Origin of the sequence: Trinickia acidisoli (assembly GCF_017315725.1) — a bacterium.
GTDB lineage: Bacteria > Pseudomonadota > Gammaproteobacteria > Burkholderiales > Burkholderiaceae > Trinickia > Trinickia acidisoli.
In genome coordinates this window covers 354,369-371,962 of record NZ_JAFLRG010000002.1, presented here as the reverse complement: position 1 = coordinate 371,962, position 17,594 = coordinate 354,369, and the positions used below count along the sequence as shown (strand labels likewise).

Genomic DNA, 17,594 nt, shown 5'->3' with positions numbered 1-17,594 from the left:
TTACTCCCGCTTCGAGTCCAACTTCATGCTGCGAAAGACGAGCGGTCGCTCATCGCTACGCGGCGATTGTCGGGCAAACGCGACGACACGTTCGACCTCGCCGTGATGCGGCGATTTCGCGCATACGGGGTCTGCCGCGCGTGCGTCGCCCGTCAGAAGATAGGCTTGGCAGCGGCATCCGCCGTGGTCCGTCGCGCGCTCATCGCAGCTTCGGCACGGCTCGCGCATCCAATGCTCGCCGCGAAATGCATTGAACGCGGCACTCTCGTACCAAACCGTCGATAACGGCGTCTCCCGCACGTTCGGCAGATCGAGCCCCGGTAGCGAGCGAGCGGCATGGCACGGTAGTGCGGTGCCGTCGGGGGCAACGCCGAGAAACACGGAACCCAATCCGTTCATGCAGGCTTTGGGGCGTGTCTCGAAGTAGTCGGGTACGACGAACAGTATTCGGCAGCGCTCGCCTACCAGGGCTCGATAGCGATTGACGGTATCCTCGGCTTCGCGCAGCGCCTCATGCGTCGGCATCAATTGCTCGCGATTGAGCAGCGCCCAGCCGTAGTACTGCGTGTTGGCAAGTTCGAGATACTCGGCGCCGATATCGAGCGCCATCTCGATGATCTGTGCAACGTGCGGCAGGTTGTAGCGATGGAGCACACAGTTGAGCACCATCGGGTAACCGTGCGCTTTGATCAAGTGCGCCACTTTGCGCTTGAGCTCGAACGTGCGCGTGCTCGAGAGAAAATCGTTGAGCTCGCGCGTGGAATCCTGAAACGAGAGTTGAATGTGATCGAGCCCGGCTGTTTTCAGCGCGGCAATGCGCGGCTCGGTGAGGCCGACGCCCGAGGTGATCAGATTCGTATAGAAACCGAGCCTGCGCGCATGCGCGACGAGCGTTTCGAGATCGTCGCGCACGAGCGGCTCGCCGCCGGAAAACCCGATCTGGACGGCACCCAATGCCCGCGCCTCCGTGATGACGCGAAGCCATGTTTCGGTATCGAGTTCGGGGCCGTGACTCGCGAAGTCGACCGGGTTGTAGCAGAACGCGCAATGAAGCGGGCAGCGGTAAGTGAGCTCGGCAAGCAGCCAGAGCGGTGCCGATACGGGTGCGGGAGCGATCGCATTCATGTCAGTCGACCCAGCCGAGTTGTCGCGCGTGATCGAGAAACCGATAGACGTCGGCCGCGAGATCCTGCGCGTTGAACAGCGCTTCGAGTTCGGCGATGATGTCGTCGAGTTCTCGTGTGCCGTCGCAACGCGCGAGTATCTGGCCCGCGCTCGGGTTGAGCTTGACCCGCTCCTCCTGATAGAGCAGCACATAAGCGTCTTGCTCGATTTCCCATTGCAATCTGAACATCGGACGTAGGCGAGGACGCAACGGCGCACCGCCCTCGGCGTTGGCATAGTTCATCACGTGTACGCCTTTTCGACGGAATCGAGCATCGACCATAGGATGTCGAGTTTGAACGCGAGAATCTCGAGCGCGCGCCGTTGCGTCGCACGCGTTCGGAAGTAGTCGAGCGTAACGGCCAGTCCATGCTCGACATCGCGCGTGGCAAGCGGTATGCGGCTTCGAAAGTAATGGAGCCCTTGCTGGTCGATCCACGGATAGAGCGCAGGCCACCCCGAGAGCCGGTCCTTGTGAATCTGCGGCGCGAACATCTCGGTGAGCGACGAGCAAACGGCTTCCTGCCACGGCACGCGGCGCGCGAAATTGACGTAGGCGTCGACGGCGAAACGCACGCCCGGCACCACATGCTCGAGCGACCAGAGCGCATCGCGCGACAGGCCCACGGCATCGGCGAGCCGCGCCCAGGCTTCGATGCCGCCCGCATCGTCGCCATATCCATCATGGTCGAGGATGCGCTGAACCCAAAGGCGCCGCGTCTCGCGATCGTCGCAATTGGAAAGAATCGCCGCGTCCTTCAGCGGAATATTGATTTGATAGTAAAAGCGGTTCGCCACCCAGCCACGAATCTCATCGGGCGAGCACTGGCCGCTGTTCAGCCGCACGTTGAACGGATGATGAATGTGGTAGCGCGCACCGAGCGCACGCAAATGCGCTTCGAACTGATCCGGTGTCCAGGGCGAATCGCTCGGCTGCTCTGTCGGGGTGGCGGGGGTCGATAGGGTATTCACGGCTGCACCTGTAGTTTCATCTCGCCTTTCGCGATCCGGAGTTAGCGGTTGGCGATGTACATCGTGATTTCAAAGCCGAAGCGCAGGTCGGTATAGGCGGGCGTAGTCCACTGCATAACTGTCTCCTTGATTGAGTGAAACTCGATGATGCCGAGCAACCGCGGTTGTTCAATGTGCGGCCGCTTCGTTAAAGCAAGGCCTATGCCGAACGCAATGGGTGCGGCAGTTCAACGCAATGGAAGCGATGCGATGGGAACGTACGGCCCGTGCGGGGGCCACATCGTCGAGCGGATGAGTGGGGGGATGTTGCGCCTACCGCGAATGTGCCGTTACATGCGGGGTCGCGCGGATTGGCTCCAACTCGTTGTGGACGCAATCATGTGACAGCCTGTGTTTCAATCCGCGACACATGTCGCAAAATGCGACACAGGCGAATGCCAAGCGATGAGCGCTAGTCTCGATCGTCGCGCTTCGCGAGCCCGACGTTCGGCATCTTGCGATAGAGGGTGGCGCGTGAAACTCCGAGCGCGCGCGCCGCGGCCGAGACGTTGCCGCCATATTGCGCGAGCGTGGCCGCGATCGCTTGAGCGGCGACATCCTCGAGCCGCGTGCCTTGCTGCGCAGGTGTTTCCACGGCGGCAACCGGCGGCGGTTGCGTATCGCCCTGCTGCAGATCGTCGAAGAAGTCATCGGGCAGGTGTTCGCGGCGAATCTCGCCGTCTTCGTCGACCATGGCGGCCGCCGTGCGCAGCAAGTTGCCGAGCTGACGGAAGTTGCCGGGCCACGTGCATTGCTCGAACAGCGTCATCACCTCGGGCGCAACCGATAGGCACTGCCCGTCGCCGCCCGTCAGCGCCTCGCGCTCGAGCATCTTGCCGATCACGATCGCGAGATCCTTGCGTTCGCGCAGCGGAGGTAGCTTCACGACGAGGCCGTTCAAGCGGTAATAAAGGTCTTCGCGAAAGCGGTTTTGCGCGATCATCTCGCGCAGATCGCGGTGCGTTGCGCAGACGATGGCGATGTCGACGGGAATCGTCTTCGTCGAACCGAGCGGGTTGACGACGCGCTCCTGCAACACGCGCAGCAGCCGCACTTGCAACGGGTAGGGCATGTCGCCGATTTCATCGAGAAAGAGCGTGCCGCCGTGCGCTTGCACGATCTTGCCAACCGCACCCTTGCGCCGCGCACCGGTGAAGGCACCCTCTTCGTAGCCGAACAGCTCCGATTCGATCAGTGTCTCGGGAATCGATGCGCAATTGACGGCGACGAATGGCCCCGAGCGCCGCGACGATTCGTTATGGATGGCCTGAGCGAGCAGTTCCTTGCCGGTACCCGTCTCGCCGGTGATCAGCAACGGAATGTCCTTGCCGATCACTTTGCGCAGTTTCGCGATGACAGCCGCGATTTGCGGATCACCGGTATCGAGTTGATCGAGGCGCAGCATGCGCAGGCTGCTGCGCGCCGCCGCGGCCGCGCACGCTTGTCCTTGCACGCTCGTCTCGCGGCGTGCCTCGGACTGCCAGCCGCTGGCCGTGAGCAGCGCCCGTCGAAACGTCACGTTCGCGCAGACGACAGCGCCGTTGTGCAGATTGAGCGAAAGCATCGGGTCGTGGCTCGTGCGCAAGCGGTCGACGAGTTCAGCGCTCGTCATGCCGAACAGCGACGAGAGCGTATGCGCGCGAAGCGCGGCGAGCGGCATGCCGAGCTGGAATTGAGCGCTGCGATTGGCCGATAGGAAGCGGCCGTCGCCGGTGAAGGCAGCGATGCCCTCCATCAGCGTGCCGAGAAACTCGGGGCGGCTATGGAAAGCCACCTGCAGCGTGTCGCGAAACGTGGTGGCAAACAGGTGATTCTCGATCATCTGCACCGACATCTTCGCGAGCGCCATCGTGTGCTGATGGTAGCTGCGGTAGTCGCCCGTCACGTCGAGCACGCCGATGAGATCGCCGTAGGGGTCGAGAATCGGCACGCTCGAGCAAGTCAGGAAGTGATTCGCTTCGAGAAAATGCTGGTCGCCGTGCACGACGGTGGGGCTGCGCTCGGCGAGCGCCGTACCGATCGCGTTAGTGCCTTGCCTATCCTCCGACCATTGCGCACCGGGGCGCAGCGCGACCTTTTCGGCGCGGGCGAGAAAGTCGTCGTCGCCGATCGAATGCAGGATGAGCCCTTGCGCGTCGGTCAGGGCAACCATACTTTGCGTGTTGACGATCTGCTCGCGCAGCGTTTCCATCACCGGCATGGCGTGCGCGCAGAGAATGCGGTTCTGCTCGACTTTCAGCGCCAGCTCGGGGGCCGGCAGGATGTCGTAGTCGGGCCGCGCGCCCATCATGAGGCCGTAGCCCTCCGAGCGTTCATGCGCCTTTTGAATGCACGGCGTAGGCCAACTCGATTCGCCACCCGCCACGGGATCCGTGGGGCGATGAACGACGTTGCGCATTGTCTCCTCCTGATCGAGCGTCGGCTCGCAGCCTAAACGCTTTTGACTCCCACAAGAGCAAAAATTGCGCCAGCTCTCAACCGCCTGCGATGCCCTCCCGTCAAAGCGTGATCTCGAGCGCATCGATCCAATACGATGACGCTCGAGTGCGCCGACGAGTATCGGGGGATACCCCCGCTTCCATCGACGGGGCAATCCCATGTGTGTCGACGTGCTGCGCCATGACGCTCGATCGGGATATCTCACGGCGAACGCAGTGTTTCGTTTCGCGACACTTGGCTCGCCAAGGGTGTTTCAGTTTTTAGCGACCGGTTTCGCCGGTCACATCGAGATCGATGCGCGATAAACGTAAGCGCAAGACGGCCATCGGCGCTTCGCGCAGCTTCACGCGGCATCGCAGCGGCGATGGCACACCATTTGCGTTCAGCGTGGCCCGCGGCCATTGCTCGAGCGCCGAGTACTCGCACTCGACGCAGTCGCGCCGCGATAAATCGACAAACCAAAGCTTGGCATAGGACCGCATTGGGTTCCAAAGCGCTGACTCTGTTCGAGTGATCCGCATGAGAGCGGAGCCAGCGCTGAGGCCCCCACTCGGATCGACACAGGAGACATACATGAATCGAAGTTCCGCTTCGACCGTTTGGCGAAAAGCGCTCGCAGCATGCGCCCTCGCCGCCATCGGCCTCGCCCCGCAATGCTCGCACGCGGGCAGCGACTATCCACCGGTCACCTACGAGCGCCTCTCGAACGCGCAGAGCGATCCGGGTTGGCTCACCTACTACCGCACGTACGACGGGCAGTCGCATTCCCCCGCCAAGCAAATCGATACGTCGAACGTGAGCAAGCTCTCGCTCGCATGGAGCTACAAATTTCCCGCCGATCTGCAGCAAGGATTCGAGGCAACCCCGATCGTCAACGGCAGCTATCTTTTCGTTAGTACGCCTAAGGATAACGTCTACGCATTCGATGCGATCACAGGCAAGCAGCTCTGGAAGTTCGAGCCGAAGCTCGGTCCCGAAGCGTTCAAGAACGCCTGCTGCGACGTCGTCAATCGCGGTGTCGCGCTCTACGGCAAGAATGCTTATATCGCGATGCTCGACGGTGAAATCGTCGCACTCGATGCGCAATCGGGGGCCGTCGCCTGGAAAAAGCGCATGTTCGATCCGGGCACCGGCTACGCGTTCTCGCTCGCCCCGCTTGCGATCGACGGCGCGATCGTGGTCGGCAACTCGGGCGGCGAATACGGCGCACGCGGGTTCATCGCCGCGCTCGATCCCGACAACGGCAACGTGCTGTGGAAGCGCACGACGATTCCAAGCGCCCAGGAAAAAGGCGGCGACACCTGGCCCAACGGCATGCAGGCGCACGGCGGCGGCGCCTCGTGGCTGACCGGCACCTTCGATCCGGCCACGAAGACGCTGTTCTGGGGCGTCGGCAATCCGGGCCCGTGGCTCGCGAAGCTGCGCCCCGGCAGCAACCTCTACACCGATTCGCTGCTCGCGCTCGATCCGAAAACAGGCGACATCAAATGGCACTACCAATACACGCGTAACGACACGTGGGACTACGACGGCGTGAACACGCCGGTCCTTGCGAAGATCCAATACGACGGCAAGGACTACGACGCCATCATCCATGCCGATCGCAACGGCTTTTTCCACGCGATCGATCGCGCGACGGGCAAGCTCATCTACGCCAGCGCGTTCGTGAAGGCGACTTCGGTCACCGGTTATACGCATGACGGCGAGCCGATCGAGGACGCTTCGAAGTACCCCAACGTCGGCACGACGATCGATACCTGCCCGAGCTTTCTGGGCGGCAAGAACTGGTGGTCCGTCTCGTACGATCCGGCCAAGCATCTGGCGTTCGTGCCGTCGCTGCATGCGTGCATGAGCCTCTCGGGCAAGTCGGTCAGCTACATGGAGGGCTTGCCCTATCTCGGCGAAGGCTTCGAGATCGAGCCCGAACCCAGCAGCCACGGCTACGGCGAGTTGCAGGCGATCGACGTGGACACGGGCAAGAAGGTCTGGAGCCATTGGAGCAAGATGCCGTGGAACGGTGGCGTGGCGAGCACGGCCGGCGGCCTGGCGTTCAGCGGTTCGCTCGACGGTCACCTCTACGCGTTCGACGAAGCGACGGGCAAGGTCCTCTGGCAGAGCCCGAAGCTGGCGAGCGGCATCGTCGCGCAGCCCTCCGTGTTCGAAGCGCACGGGCAAGAGTACGTGGCCGTGCTCGCCGGTTACGGCGGGGCGAACCCGATCTGGGGCGGCCCGATGGCGAAGATTGCGGACAAGGTGCCGCGCGGGGGCACGCTCTATGTGTTCGCCTTGCATCACGGCTGATTCGCGCGGCCTAGATTAGCCCGCCTCATCTCAAGCGCTGGTATGAAGCGTCACGGCCGCCCGCTCGGTGCGGCGGTCGTGGCGCGACGCAGCACTCATCGAAAGTACGATCATGAAAACGCATCTTCAGCATTTTGCGGTGGCCGCGGTGGCCGCCTCCGCACTCGCCATCGCTTCGTCGTCAGCGGCGGCGACGCTGGCCTCCCCCTCGTTCGACCGCGCTCAAATCGCGCACGGTAAGAGCCTTTACGGGAGCAACTGCGCCAAGTGTCATGGCGCGAACATGCAAGGCATCACGGCGCCGGCGCTGAGCGGGCCGGCGTTTGCACCCGCAACCGGTTCGCATCTGACGATCGGCGGCATCTATACCTACATGTCGACCAACATGCCGGCCGACCGCCCAGGCAAACTCAAGGACGACGAGTATGCCGACCTCATGGCGTACTTGCTGAACGCGAACGGATACGCTCCCGGCAGCGCCAAAATGACGGGCGACAGTGCGCGCGGTTCAACCATGCTGCTCAACGCGGGCCCGCTCGGCGCCGCCCATGCGGGCGCGGGCACCGTTTCGTCGAAGTGAGTGCGTGATCGATGAGCCCCTTGGCAAAGGCGCTGCAACCGAGCCGCTCCGCATCGAACGACCCCGTCTCGTTCTATCTGCGCGATCTGGCGGCGACGCCCCTTCTCACGCGCGAGCAAGAGCTCGGCTTCGCGCGGCAAATCGAAGCGGCACGCGCCACGAGCATGATGCAGTTCGCAGCGCATCCGGCGGCGCTGGACGCACTCGCGTCGATCAGACAAGAGATCGTCCAGCGCCGCGCGCCTATCGGCAGTTATGTGATCGGCCTCATTCAAGAGGGGGCCGATTCGGCTTTGCTCGATGGCATGGCGCCGAGCGGCGTCTTTGAAGAGGAAGAATCGCCTGCATGGCAGGCGGCAATCGTCGCCCAGTTGACTTGCATCGACGAAGCCGCCTCGACGCTGCGCGAAACGATGCGACACGATCGCTACGGCTCGGCGCCTTATCGGCGCGCACGTCGCAAACTGCGCGCGCGACTGGCGGCGCTACGCTTCACGGCGCGCACCATCGAGCGCCTGGCTCAGTCGCTCGTACAGCGGCAGGACGGTATGCCGGAGCAGCTTGCTCGACGTATCCATGATCGCCTGCACGCCATCGATCACTGTGCAGCCCAGGCGAGAGTGCGATTGCTCAAAGGCAACCTACGCCTCGTCGTTTCGATTGCGAGGCGTTATGCCGAACGCGGGCTGCCGCTCGCCGATCTCGTGCAGGAGGGCAACATCGGGCTCGTGAAGGCCATCGAGCGATACGATCATCGGCGCGGCTTCAAGTTCTCCACGTATGCGACCTGGTGGATACGCCAAGCCGTGCTGCATGCGCTCGGCGACCAAGGAAGGATGATCCGCGTGCCCGTGCACACAGCCGATTCGCTAAGCAAGCTCAGCCGCATCACGCTCGATCATGTGAACCGCGTGGGCGGCAGGCCCACGCACGCGGCGCTGGCGAAAAAGATGGGCATGTCGCTCGACAAAGTCCGCGACCTGACGAACATCGTTCGCGATCCCGTTTCGATGGAAACGCTCGTTGGGCCGGGAAGCGACACGACGGTCGGCGACGCGATCGCCGACGCCGATAGGCCGACGCCCGAAGAAATCACGATGGTCCGACATATGCGGCGTGCGGTAATGGCGGCCATCGATCAACTGCCCGCGCGCGAAGCGCAAGTGCTGCGGCTGCGCTTCGGAATCGGCGTCGCCGACGAGCATTCGCTGCGCGAAGTCGGCCGACAGTTGAACCTATCCGCCGAGCGTGTGCGCCAGATCGAAGTGATGGCGTTCGAGCGGTTGAGGGGCGAGCCGGGTTTTGCCGGCCTGAAGGCTTACGTCAGCGCGAGCGCGCATTGACGAAGCCGTGGATTCGACCACGGCGAAACATTCGCTCGAGCGCCGCAACTGCAAGCGGCGCTCGAGCGGTCTTTACATTTAAAACGCTTTATAACGCTTTAAATTGCTTTAGAACGTGTGGCGCACACCGAGATCGACACCAACGGTCGTACCCGGCAACCCAAAAACCGTGCTGTCGCTGAGGCCGAACCCGGTATCCATCGCACCATGGTTGTCGACCATGGCAACTTGCCCATAGAGTTGCGTTGCTTTCGAGAGGCTGTAGACGGTGCCGAGCGCCGCCATCACCGAATGGTTCTTCGTATCGTTGCGGTCGCTCGTGAACCAAACGCCGCCGTTCAGATCGAGCGCCGGGCTCGCTTGATAATCGATCCCCCCGCTATAGACGTTATTGCTGAACGATCCCGCTACCTTGTAGCTTGTAGCCGAGGCCTTGCCCGTCAGCGCGCCGAACTGATAGGCTGCGCCGACCGTGCGGCCCACGAAGGCGACCGTGCTCGAAAGCGGCGTGATGGCCGTGCCGCCGCTGTTGCCGTCATAAAGCGCCGCGTTGATCATCAGGCCGCCGCTCTGGTAGGTGAGGCTGCCCGAGTACTGGCGTCCTGCCTGGAAGTCGCCCGCCTGGCCGCCGAGCGCGAGCATCGCGCTGCCCGTTAGGCCCGCGAGCGTCGGGCTCGTGTACGAGATCGCGTTCGAATTGAACAGGCCGGTGGCGAGCACATTGTCGACGTAGGTAATGAGGCCGCTGCCGAAGTGCGCGAAGCTGCGAGGATCGGAGCCGTCGATCGCAAGCAAGAACGGCGAAAACTGCAATCCGGCCTTTGCCTCGCCGAAACCGCCGTCGAGCGCAACCCAGGCTTGGCGTCCAAAATAATTGCCGTTCGAATGGCTCAGCGCGCCGTTCGCCACGCTGATGCCGCTCTCGAGTTGGAACTTCGCCTTCAGGCCGCCGCCCAGATCCTCGGTGCCCATCAGCCCGAACGCCGACGGGGTCAAGCCCGTATCCATGAACGAGAACTGATGGCCTGCATTCTGGCCGGCGCTCGCACCGGGTGTGCGGTTCGTATAAAGGAGCCCACCATCGAGATCCCCGTAAAGCGTAACGCTACTCTGTGCGAAGCACGGCGCGCTGGCAACCGCGCCGAGCAGGGCTACCGACCAAAACATTTTTTTGCTACTCATTGTCTACCTCCGTTGTGTTGACTTTGATTTATCGAACAACTCACCCTATTGATTAAATAGGAGTACTAATTATTTTGACGAGTGAGTACTCGGCTGAGCGATATTGCGATACTCAGCGCTTCAGCCGCCGTTAGCGCGCTTGACCCAACTGATTGAGGATGTCGGGGTTCTCGAGTGTGGAGGTGTCCTGCGCGATCGCCTCGCCCTTCGCGAGCGAACGCAAGAGGCGCCGCATGATCTTGCCCGAGCGTGTCTTCGGCAGGTTGTCGCCGAATCGGATGTCTTTCGGCTTCGCGATCGGACCGATTTCTTTGCCGACCCAGTCTCGCAGCGCCTTCGCGAGTTGCGCGGCCTCCTCGCCCCGCGGGCAGCCGCGTTTGAGCACGACGAACGCCACGACAGCTTCGCCCGTCGTCTCGTCAGGCCGCCCGACCACGGCCGCTTCCGCGACGAGTTCGTGCGAAACGAGCGCCGATTCGATCTCCATCGTCCCCAGCCGGTGACCCGACACATTGAGGACATCGTCGATTCGGCCCGTGATCGTGAAGTAGGCCGTGTTCGTGTCGCGCACCGCGCCGTCGCCGGCGAGGTACAGCGCGCCGCCGAGCTCTTGCGGGTAGTAGCTCTTCGTGAAGCGCTCCGCATCGCCCCAGATCGTTCGGATCATCGATGGCCACGGCCGCTTCACGACGAGTATTCCGCCCTGCCCGTCGGGCACATCCTGCCCCGTCTCGTCGACGACGGCAGCCATGATGCCGGGAAGCGGCAGCGTGCACGAGCCTGGCACCGTTGGCGTGGCGCCCGGCAACGGCGTGATCATGTGGCCGCCCGTTTCGGTTTGCCACCAGGTATCGACGACCGGACAGCGCAGCGCGCCGACGTGCTGGCGATACCACAACCAGGCCTCGGGGTTGATCGGCTCGCCGACCGTGCCGATGATACGCAGACTCGAGAGGTCATAACGTGCGGGATGCACGCGCTCGTCGGCCTCGGCCGCTTTGATGAGCGAACGGATGGCGGTCGGTGCCGTATAGAAAAGCGATACCTGGTGATCGTCGATCATCTTCCAGAAGCGCCCGGCGTTCGGATAAGTGGGCACCCCTTCGAACACGACTTGTGTCGCGCCCAATGCGAGCGGGCCATAGGCGATATAGGTGTGGCCCGTGATCCAACCGATGTCGGCCGTGCACCAGAAGACGTCTTCGCGCTTCCAGTCGAACGTCCACTTCATCGTCTGCGCGGCCCAGAGCAGATAGCCGCCCGTGCTGTGCTGCACGCCCTTTGGCTTGCCGGTGGAACCGGACGTGTAAAGGATAAAGAGCGGATGCTCGGTGCCGACCCACTCCGGCTCGCAAACGTCAGACTCGTTGGCCACGACGTCGTGCATCCAGCAATCGCGGCCCGCGTTCCATGCGATCTCGCCGCCGGTGCGGCGATAGACGATCACGCTTTCAACGGCTTCGCAGCCACCCATGGCAAGCGCGTCGTCGACAATGGGTTTCAGCGGCAGCGTTTTGCCGCCGCGCATCTGCTCGTCTGCCGTGATGATGGCCACCGCACCCACGTCGACGATGCGCTCATGAAGCGACTTCGCCGAGAAGCCGCCGAAGACGACCGAGTGCGTCGCGCCGATCCGCGCGCAGGCATGCATGGCGACGATGCCTTCAACGGACATCGGCATGTAGATGACGACCCGATCGCCGCGTGCGATGCCGCGCCGCTTGAGCGCATTGGCCAACCGCGAGACGCGCGCGAGCATCTGTGCGTAGGTGACGCGTGTGACGGCGCCGTCGTCGGCCTCGAAGATGATCGCTACGCGCTCGCCGTGGCCGGCGGCGACATGGCGATCGAGGCAGTTGTACGACGCGTTGAGTTCACCGTCTTCGAACCACGTATAGAACGGCGCGTTGGACTCGTCGAGCACCTTGGAAAACGGCTCGTGCCATTCGATCGTTTCGCGCGCGAGCCGCGCCCAGAACCCTTCGTAATCATGTTCGGCCTGCGCGACCAACGCGCGATAAGCCTCCATGCCGGCAATGTTCGCGCCGGCGCGCGCGTCGTCGGACGGTTCGAAGCTGCGATGCTTCTGCGTGGTCAATTCCATCGAGGTCACTGATGTCTCTCCGCTGATATCGATCTAAATCAATGCGGCGCGAGAAGAGCAACATGTATGCCAACCATGCGGGACGAGCTCGATGGGCTTCGGCGTTGGCGATGCGAACGCCGAAAGGATCTACCTCCTTGATCACTGCTTCAGAATGTGACGACGGACTGTTTCAGGCCGCGACAGGTGCGCGGTCACGAGAGCCGTCTTCGCGAGCTTTGTCACGAGTGCCAGGGAAAAACCCGATCGTCAGTTCAACTCGCTCACGCGCTCCTCATTAGCATGACCGAAGGCTCTAGCAGCAGCGCAATGAATCAGCGTATCGACGAAGAATTTAGCGCGCGGCCAAGGGCCAAAACCCGCCACCGTATTGATATGCCCTGCCTCGCCTAAATTGACGAACGCGCTACCGAAGCGCCGTGCCAGTTCGCGCGCCTCGTCCGCCTGCATCCACGGATCGTTCTCGCTGCCGATCAAAATCGACGGCACGTTGAGCCGCCGCGCATCGAACCTACCGCAAGACGCAAACTTCCCAGGGCTCGCGGGGGCAACGAACAGAATGCCGGCAACGTCCGCCGTGCGTCCGCTACGTGCAAGCGCGTGCGCGGCCGCAAGACACCCGTAGCTATGGGCTGCGAGGATGAACCGCCCTCGCTCGTTCGCGAGCTGATCGTCGATCGTCTTGGCCCATTCCTCGAGACTCGGCGCATCCCAATCGGACTGTTCGACGCGAAGCGAGCGAGCGAACTGCCGCTCGAGCCAGCTTTGCCAATGAGCGTCCTCACTGCCATGCAGGCCTGGGACCGTCACGAGTCGTGGGGGCCAATCGTTCCTACCGCACGTGCGCATTTATCTCTCCACCAATGGCAGTTAGAGCAGCCGTCCCGCTCACACTTGACGGCCGGCCTGCTTCGGCGCGAAGTCGGAGCAGCAATCGCCCGGCGACACGAATCGGTCGAGCACCATACAGAGCAGGCTGTCGGCGATGCTCGATCCGTATGCGGAGCCGAATGCAACGAGCCCTGCGATCGCACGTTCGATGCTGGCCGGATCGTGGTCGCCATGGATGCAATTGGCGCATTGCAATGCGAGCGAAGCGGGCAACTCGGGCGAGGCGAACGATGCGCCCTGCAGGAAACCACGAGAAGTTGTATTCATTGCCCAAGGCCCGCCCAGTAGTGTCCGAAGACATGTACCGACAGCACGTACCCGACGATCACGTTGACCACCACCCCCGTGGTGAATGCGAGGAACGGTTTGACGCCCGTCGCGGACAGCGACTTCAGGCGCGTCGTCAATCCGATCGAGAAGAAGCAGAAGATGAACGCCCACGTGCGCAGCACCGTCACCGGCGCGGTAAATGCCGGCGTAACGACCTTACGGTAATCGCCGAGCGTATGGCCGCTCGCGACCCACGTGACGAACGCCGACGCGACGACGAAGCCGATCACGAACTTCGGGAAACGCGCCCAGATCTCGCTCGCGTTCGCCCGCGCGGTTAGATCGCCCTCGCGCTCCCAAAGCGTCGTCGCGACGATCGAGAGGACGAATGCCCAAATGCCGATCCAGATATCGCGGCCGACGACCTTCATCAACGTGAATGCCTGCAGTGACGCTTCGGGCGCACCGGCAATCGCACCGACCCCATGTTTCGCAAAATCGCCGTACGCCTGTGCCGCGGCAATACCGGCGGCATCGGCGAACTCGGACGTCCCGATCCATGCCCCAGCGATGCCCGTCGGCAAGCCGAACGCACGCGACACGAACGGCAGCGCGAAGATCATCACAATGGCCCAGACGATGACGAGCGTAATCGCAACCGATGCATGCTCGCGCTTCGCGCGCACCGCGCCCGCGATCGCAATCGATGCCGATACGCCGCACACCGCGCCGCCCGTGCCCAGCACCGCGGCGAAGCGCTTGTCGAGACCCAGCGCCGAAGCAACGAAAAATATCGTGGAGAACGTCAGCAGCGACACGATGCTCGCCTGTCCCACCGCGACGGGGCCGGCCCAGATGATCAACGTGAACGGCAACGTCGCGCCGAGCAGCACGATGCCGACTTTGATGTAAAGCTCAACGCGCAGCCCCGCATGAAACCATTCAGGCAGCTTGAACAAGTTCGACAGCAGAAGACCCGCAAGAAGCGCGACGAGCGGCGGCTCGAGGTTGTACTTCGACGCATCGACCCACGCGCCGAGTTCGAAGATGACGACCGAACCGATGAACACGATCGCAAACGACGCAATGAAGTGCGTAACCCGCTGGCCGAGCGCCGCGACGGCGATCGAAAAGAGTCCGCCGAGTACGACGAACAGCGCGATGTAGTTCGGCAGATGCACGGCGAAGTGATGCGCGGCGTTGTCGATGCTCGCCCATTGCGCCGGTGCCACGGCGAGCCAACGGATGCTGGTACCGCTCGCATAAAGGACGTAAGCGACAAGAACCAGACCCAAGCCGATCCAGATCGCCCACCCATCCTCCTTCGCCGTCCACTCGCGCCAGAAGCCGCGCCGCGTCGCGTCACGGCCCGCGTTGTGCTCGCCTTCGTGCCCATTCACGTTCCCGGCATGAGCCGCGCCGGATTGAGGTCCGCTCATCGTTTATCCCCTGTCGTGTCCATCGCGCGGGCGTCTTGGTCCACGCATATCGAACAACGATTATCGAAAGCCAGGAAACGAAAGCGAACGAATACTTTCGACTAAGCAAAGTCCGCGGCGCGCATTCACCCGACGTCCTGCGCTCGAACGCTACCTCGCGCCACGGCAGGCAATGCGCCATTCGAGTGATTCGAATGAGTCGAATCACAGTGCCGCGACACCGTGTCGCGATATCGATAGCAGAAATAGTTGGTTTGGCTCGGCACGCAGCCTCCATACACTGCGATGCAGCTTGTCATAACAAGTCGAGCCATGACGAACCCAGCCAGCAACCTCATTGCCCTAACCGCCGCGCCGCTTTATGCCCAAATCAAGGACATTTTGCGCACGCGCATCCTCGACGGCACGTATGCGCCGCTCAGCCAGATGCCGTCCGAGCATGAGCTCTGCGCGACGTTCGGCGTGAGTCGCATTACGGTGCGCCAGGCGCTCGGCGATCTGCAAAAGGAAGGCCTGCTCTTCAAGCTGCATGGCAAAGGCACGTATGTATCCAAGCCGAAGGCATTTCAAAACATCGGTTCGCTTCAAGGCTTCGCGGAAGCGATGTCGTCAATGGGATATGAAATCGTCAACCAGTTGCGCAGCGCCCGAACGGTCGAGGCGGACCGCCAAGTCGCCGCGCGCCTTCGCCTCGAGCCCGCCACGCCCGTCACGCAGATTCGTCGGGTCCGCCTGCTCAATCGCGAACCCGTATCGCTCGAGATCACTTGGCTGCCGCGCGATCTCGGCGCACGCGTCATGAATGCCGACCTCGCGACACGCGACATTTTTCTGGTACTCGAGAACGACTGCGCGATCGCGCTCGGTCACGCGGACATCGCGATCGACGCCGTCCTTGCCGACGATGACATCGTCGACGCCCTGCATATCACGGAAGGCAGCCCGGTGCTGCGCGTCGATCGCCTCACCCACGACGCGACGGGCAAGCCGATCGACTACGAGCACCTCTATTTCCGCGGCGACGCGTTTCAGTACCGATTCAGGACCGATCGCAACAGGCCGGCACAACACGGACCGCAAGCACTATAAGCACGGCATGCACGATAAGCACGACATGGGAAACCCGCAATGAACACGCAAGTCCACGAATACGACCTAGTGGTTGTCGGCGGCGGAACAGCCGGCCCGATGGCCGCCATCAAGGCCAAGGAGCGCAACCCCGCACTCAAGGTGCTTTTGCTCGAGAAAGCGCACGTCAAGCGCAGCGGCGCAATCTCGATGGGCATGGATGGTCTGAACAACGCCATCATTCCCGGCCACGCCACGCCCGAGCAATACACGCGCGAGATCACCCTCGCGAACGAGGGCATCGTCGATCAGTCGGCCGTCTACGCCTATGCGAAGCACAGCTTTACCACCATCGAAGAACTCGACCGCTGGGGCGTGAAATTCGAAAAGGACGGCAACGGCGACTATGCGGTGAAGAAGGTTCACCACATGGGATCGTACGTTCTGCCCATGCCCGAAGGTCACGACATCAAGAAGATGCTGTATCGGCAATTGAAGCGCTCGCGCATTGCGATCACGAACCGAATCGTCGCGACGCGCCTGTTGACCGATTCGAACGGACACGTGAGCGGCGTACTCGGCTTCGACTGCCGGACGGCCGAGTTTCAAGTGATCCGCGCGAAGGCCGTCGTCCTCTGCTGCGGCGCGGCCGGGCGGCTCGGTCTGCCCGCGTCCGGTTATCTGATGGGCACTTACGAAAATCCGACCAATGCCGGCGACGGCTACGCGATGGCCTATCACGCGGGTGCGGCGCTCTCGAACCTCGAATGCTTTCAGATCAACCCGCTCATCAAGGACTACAACGGTCCCGCGTGTGCGTACGTGACGGGGCCGCTCGGCGGCTTCACGGCGAACGGCAAAGGCGAGCGCTTCATCGAATGCGACTACTGGAGCGGACAGATGATGTGGGAGTTCTACCAGGAACTGCAGGGCGGCAACGGTCCCGTATTCCTGAAGCTCGACCATCTCGCGGAAGAAACGATCCAGACCATCGAGCAAATTCTCCACACGAACGAGCGGCCGAGCCGCGGCCGCTTTCACGCCGGACGCGGCACCGACTACCGGCAACGGATGGTGGAAATGCATATCTCCGAGATCGGGTTCTGCAGCGGCCACAGCGCGTCGGGCGTCTACGTCAACGAACGAGCGGAAACCACGGTGCCCGGGCTCTATGCGGCGGGCGACATGGCCGCCGTCCCGCACAACTACATGCTCGGCGCGTTCACCTATGGTTGGTTCGCCGGCCAGAACGCCGCTGATTATATTGCCGGCCGCGAGCATGCGAGCGTCGACGAGGCTCAAGTCGAAGCCGAACGCGCACGCATTTACGCGCCGCTCGACCGTGAGCATGGCCTACCGCCCGCTCAGGTCGAATACAAGCTGCGCCGCATGGTGAACGATTATCTGCAACCGCCGAAGGTCACCCGCAAGATGGAGATCGGCCTCGAGCGATTCGAGGAAATCGCCGATGACATCGACGCGATTTCGGCGCAGCACCCGCACGAACTGATGCGTGCGGCCGAAGTGCGCGCAATCAGAGACTGTGCGGAGATGGCAGCACGTGCGTCGCTATTTCGCACGGAAAGCCGCTGGGGACTCTACCACCATCGTGTCGACTATCCGCAGCGCAACGACGCCGAATGGTTCTGCCACACGTGGCTGCGCAAGGACGAGCGCGGCCACATGTTGACCGAGAAACATCGCGTCGAGCCCTATGTCGTGCCGCTCGACGAAGTCGATCGCGGCGCTTACGAGCGCCTGCGCATCCGGACACCTGCCACCGCAATCTAAGGAGATCACAC

Annotated in this window: 15 protein-coding genes and 1 pseudogene; 5 read left to right on the top strand and 11 right to left on the bottom strand. The window is 62.6% G+C overall.

From position 1 onward, the window contains the following. The 6 genes from pqqE to J3485_RS20185 all read right to left on the bottom strand — a co-directional run bounded on the left by pqqE (position 1) and on the right by J3485_RS20185 (position 5,096). Positions 1–1,125 (bottom strand): pyrroloquinoline quinone biosynthesis protein PqqE, encoded by a 1,125-nt coding sequence (gene pqqE / locus J3485_RS20210; protein WP_206956113.1) that lies wholly within the window; start codon positions 1,123–1,125, stop codon positions 1–3. Between the two features lies 1 nt (position 1,126). Then, positions 1,127–1,408 carry a pyrroloquinoline quinone biosynthesis peptide chaperone PqqD gene (gene pqqD, locus J3485_RS20205; RefSeq protein ID WP_206956112.1) on the bottom strand — a complete coding sequence of 94 codons (282 nt, stop codon included), beginning with the start codon at positions 1,406–1,408 and terminating at the stop codon, positions 1,127–1,129. Beyond that, positions 1,408–2,136: a pyrroloquinoline-quinone synthase PqqC gene (pqqC, locus tag J3485_RS20200; RefSeq protein ID WP_206956111.1), complete on the bottom strand. Its 729-nt coding sequence runs from the start codon at positions 2,134–2,136 to the stop codon at positions 1,408–1,410. The genes pqqD and pqqC overlap by 1 nt, the downstream gene beginning before the upstream one ends. 41 nt (positions 2,137–2,177) lie before the next feature. Continuing rightward, positions 2,178–2,252: a pyrroloquinoline quinone precursor peptide PqqA gene (gene pqqA / locus J3485_RS20195; RefSeq protein ID WP_006410019.1), complete on the bottom strand. Its 75-nt coding sequence runs from the start codon at positions 2,250–2,252 to the stop codon at positions 2,178–2,180. A gap of 335 nt (positions 2,253–2,587) precedes the next feature. Continuing rightward, positions 2,588–4,573: a sigma-54-dependent Fis family transcriptional regulator gene (locus J3485_RS20190; RefSeq protein WP_206956110.1), complete on the bottom strand. Its 1,986-nt coding sequence runs from the start codon at positions 4,571–4,573 to the stop codon at positions 2,588–2,590. A 301-nt stretch (positions 4,574–4,874) separates the two neighbouring features. Then, complete coding sequence (locus J3485_RS20185) at positions 4,875–5,096, bottom strand: hypothetical protein (RefSeq protein WP_206956109.1); 222 nt, start codon at positions 5,094–5,096, stop codon at positions 4,875–4,877. A gap of 91 nt (positions 5,097–5,187) precedes the next feature. Between J3485_RS20185 and J3485_RS20180 the strand changes: the two genes are divergently transcribed. The 3 genes and pseudogenes from J3485_RS20180 to J3485_RS20170 all read left to right on the top strand — a co-directional run bounded on the left by J3485_RS20180 (position 5,188) and on the right by J3485_RS20170 (position 8,838). After that, on the top strand, positions 5,188–6,915 hold the full coding sequence (locus tag J3485_RS20180; protein WP_206956108.1) for a methanol/ethanol family PQQ-dependent dehydrogenase: 1,728 nt from the start codon (positions 5,188–5,190) through the stop codon (positions 6,913–6,915). 187 nt (positions 6,916–7,102) lie between these two features. After that, positions 7,103–7,495, top strand: a pseudogene (locus J3485_RS20175) (c-type cytochrome); the annotation flags it as partial. Between the two features lie 11 nt (positions 7,496–7,506). Further along, entirely contained in the window at positions 7,507–8,838 is a 1,332-nt protein-coding gene (locus J3485_RS20170) for an RNA polymerase sigma factor RpoD/SigA (RefSeq protein WP_206956106.1), read from the top strand. A gap of 108 nt (positions 8,839–8,946) precedes the next feature. Here J3485_RS20170 and J3485_RS20165 read toward each other — a convergent pair whose 3' ends face one another. The 5 genes from J3485_RS20165 to J3485_RS20145 form a co-directional block, all read right to left on the bottom strand. Continuing rightward, positions 8,947–10,020, bottom strand: a complete 1,074-nt coding sequence (locus tag J3485_RS20165) for a porin (protein WP_206956105.1) — start codon at positions 10,018–10,020, stop codon at positions 8,947–8,949. Between the two features lie 130 nt (positions 10,021–10,150). Continuing rightward, the gene (acs, locus tag J3485_RS20160; protein ID WP_206958221.1) at positions 10,151–12,124 is read right to left on the bottom strand and encodes an acetate--CoA ligase; all 1,974 of its coding nucleotides are present in this window, start codon (positions 12,122–12,124) and stop codon (positions 10,151–10,153) included. A 249-nt stretch (positions 12,125–12,373) separates the two neighbouring features. Beyond that, complete coding sequence (locus J3485_RS20155) at positions 12,374–12,973, bottom strand: RBBP9/YdeN family alpha/beta hydrolase (RefSeq protein WP_206956104.1); 600 nt, start codon at positions 12,971–12,973, stop codon at positions 12,374–12,376. Between the two features lie 39 nt (positions 12,974–13,012). Beyond that, the gene (locus J3485_RS20150; protein ID WP_206956103.1) at positions 13,013–13,282 is read right to left on the bottom strand and encodes a hypothetical protein; all 270 of its coding nucleotides are present in this window, start codon (positions 13,280–13,282) and stop codon (positions 13,013–13,015) included. Then, on the bottom strand, positions 13,279–14,724 hold the full coding sequence (locus tag J3485_RS20145) for a YeiH family protein (RefSeq protein ID WP_206956102.1): 1,446 nt from the start codon (positions 14,722–14,724) through the stop codon (positions 13,279–13,281). The genes J3485_RS20150 and J3485_RS20145 overlap by 4 nt, the downstream gene beginning before the upstream one ends. A 312-nt stretch (positions 14,725–15,036) precedes the next feature. On the opposite strand from J3485_RS20145, the gene J3485_RS20140 reads away from it, so the two are divergent. Further along, a complete protein-coding gene (locus tag J3485_RS20140; protein ID WP_206956101.1) occupies positions 15,037–15,813 on the top strand; it encodes a GntR family transcriptional regulator in 777 nt (258 codons plus the stop codon). A 39-nt stretch (positions 15,814–15,852) separates the two neighbouring features. Further along, positions 15,853–17,583: a fumarate reductase/succinate dehydrogenase flavoprotein subunit gene (locus tag J3485_RS20135; protein ID WP_206956100.1), complete on the top strand. Its 1,731-nt coding sequence runs from the start codon at positions 15,853–15,855 to the stop codon at positions 17,581–17,583. Positions 17,584–17,594: the final 11 nt, after the last annotated feature.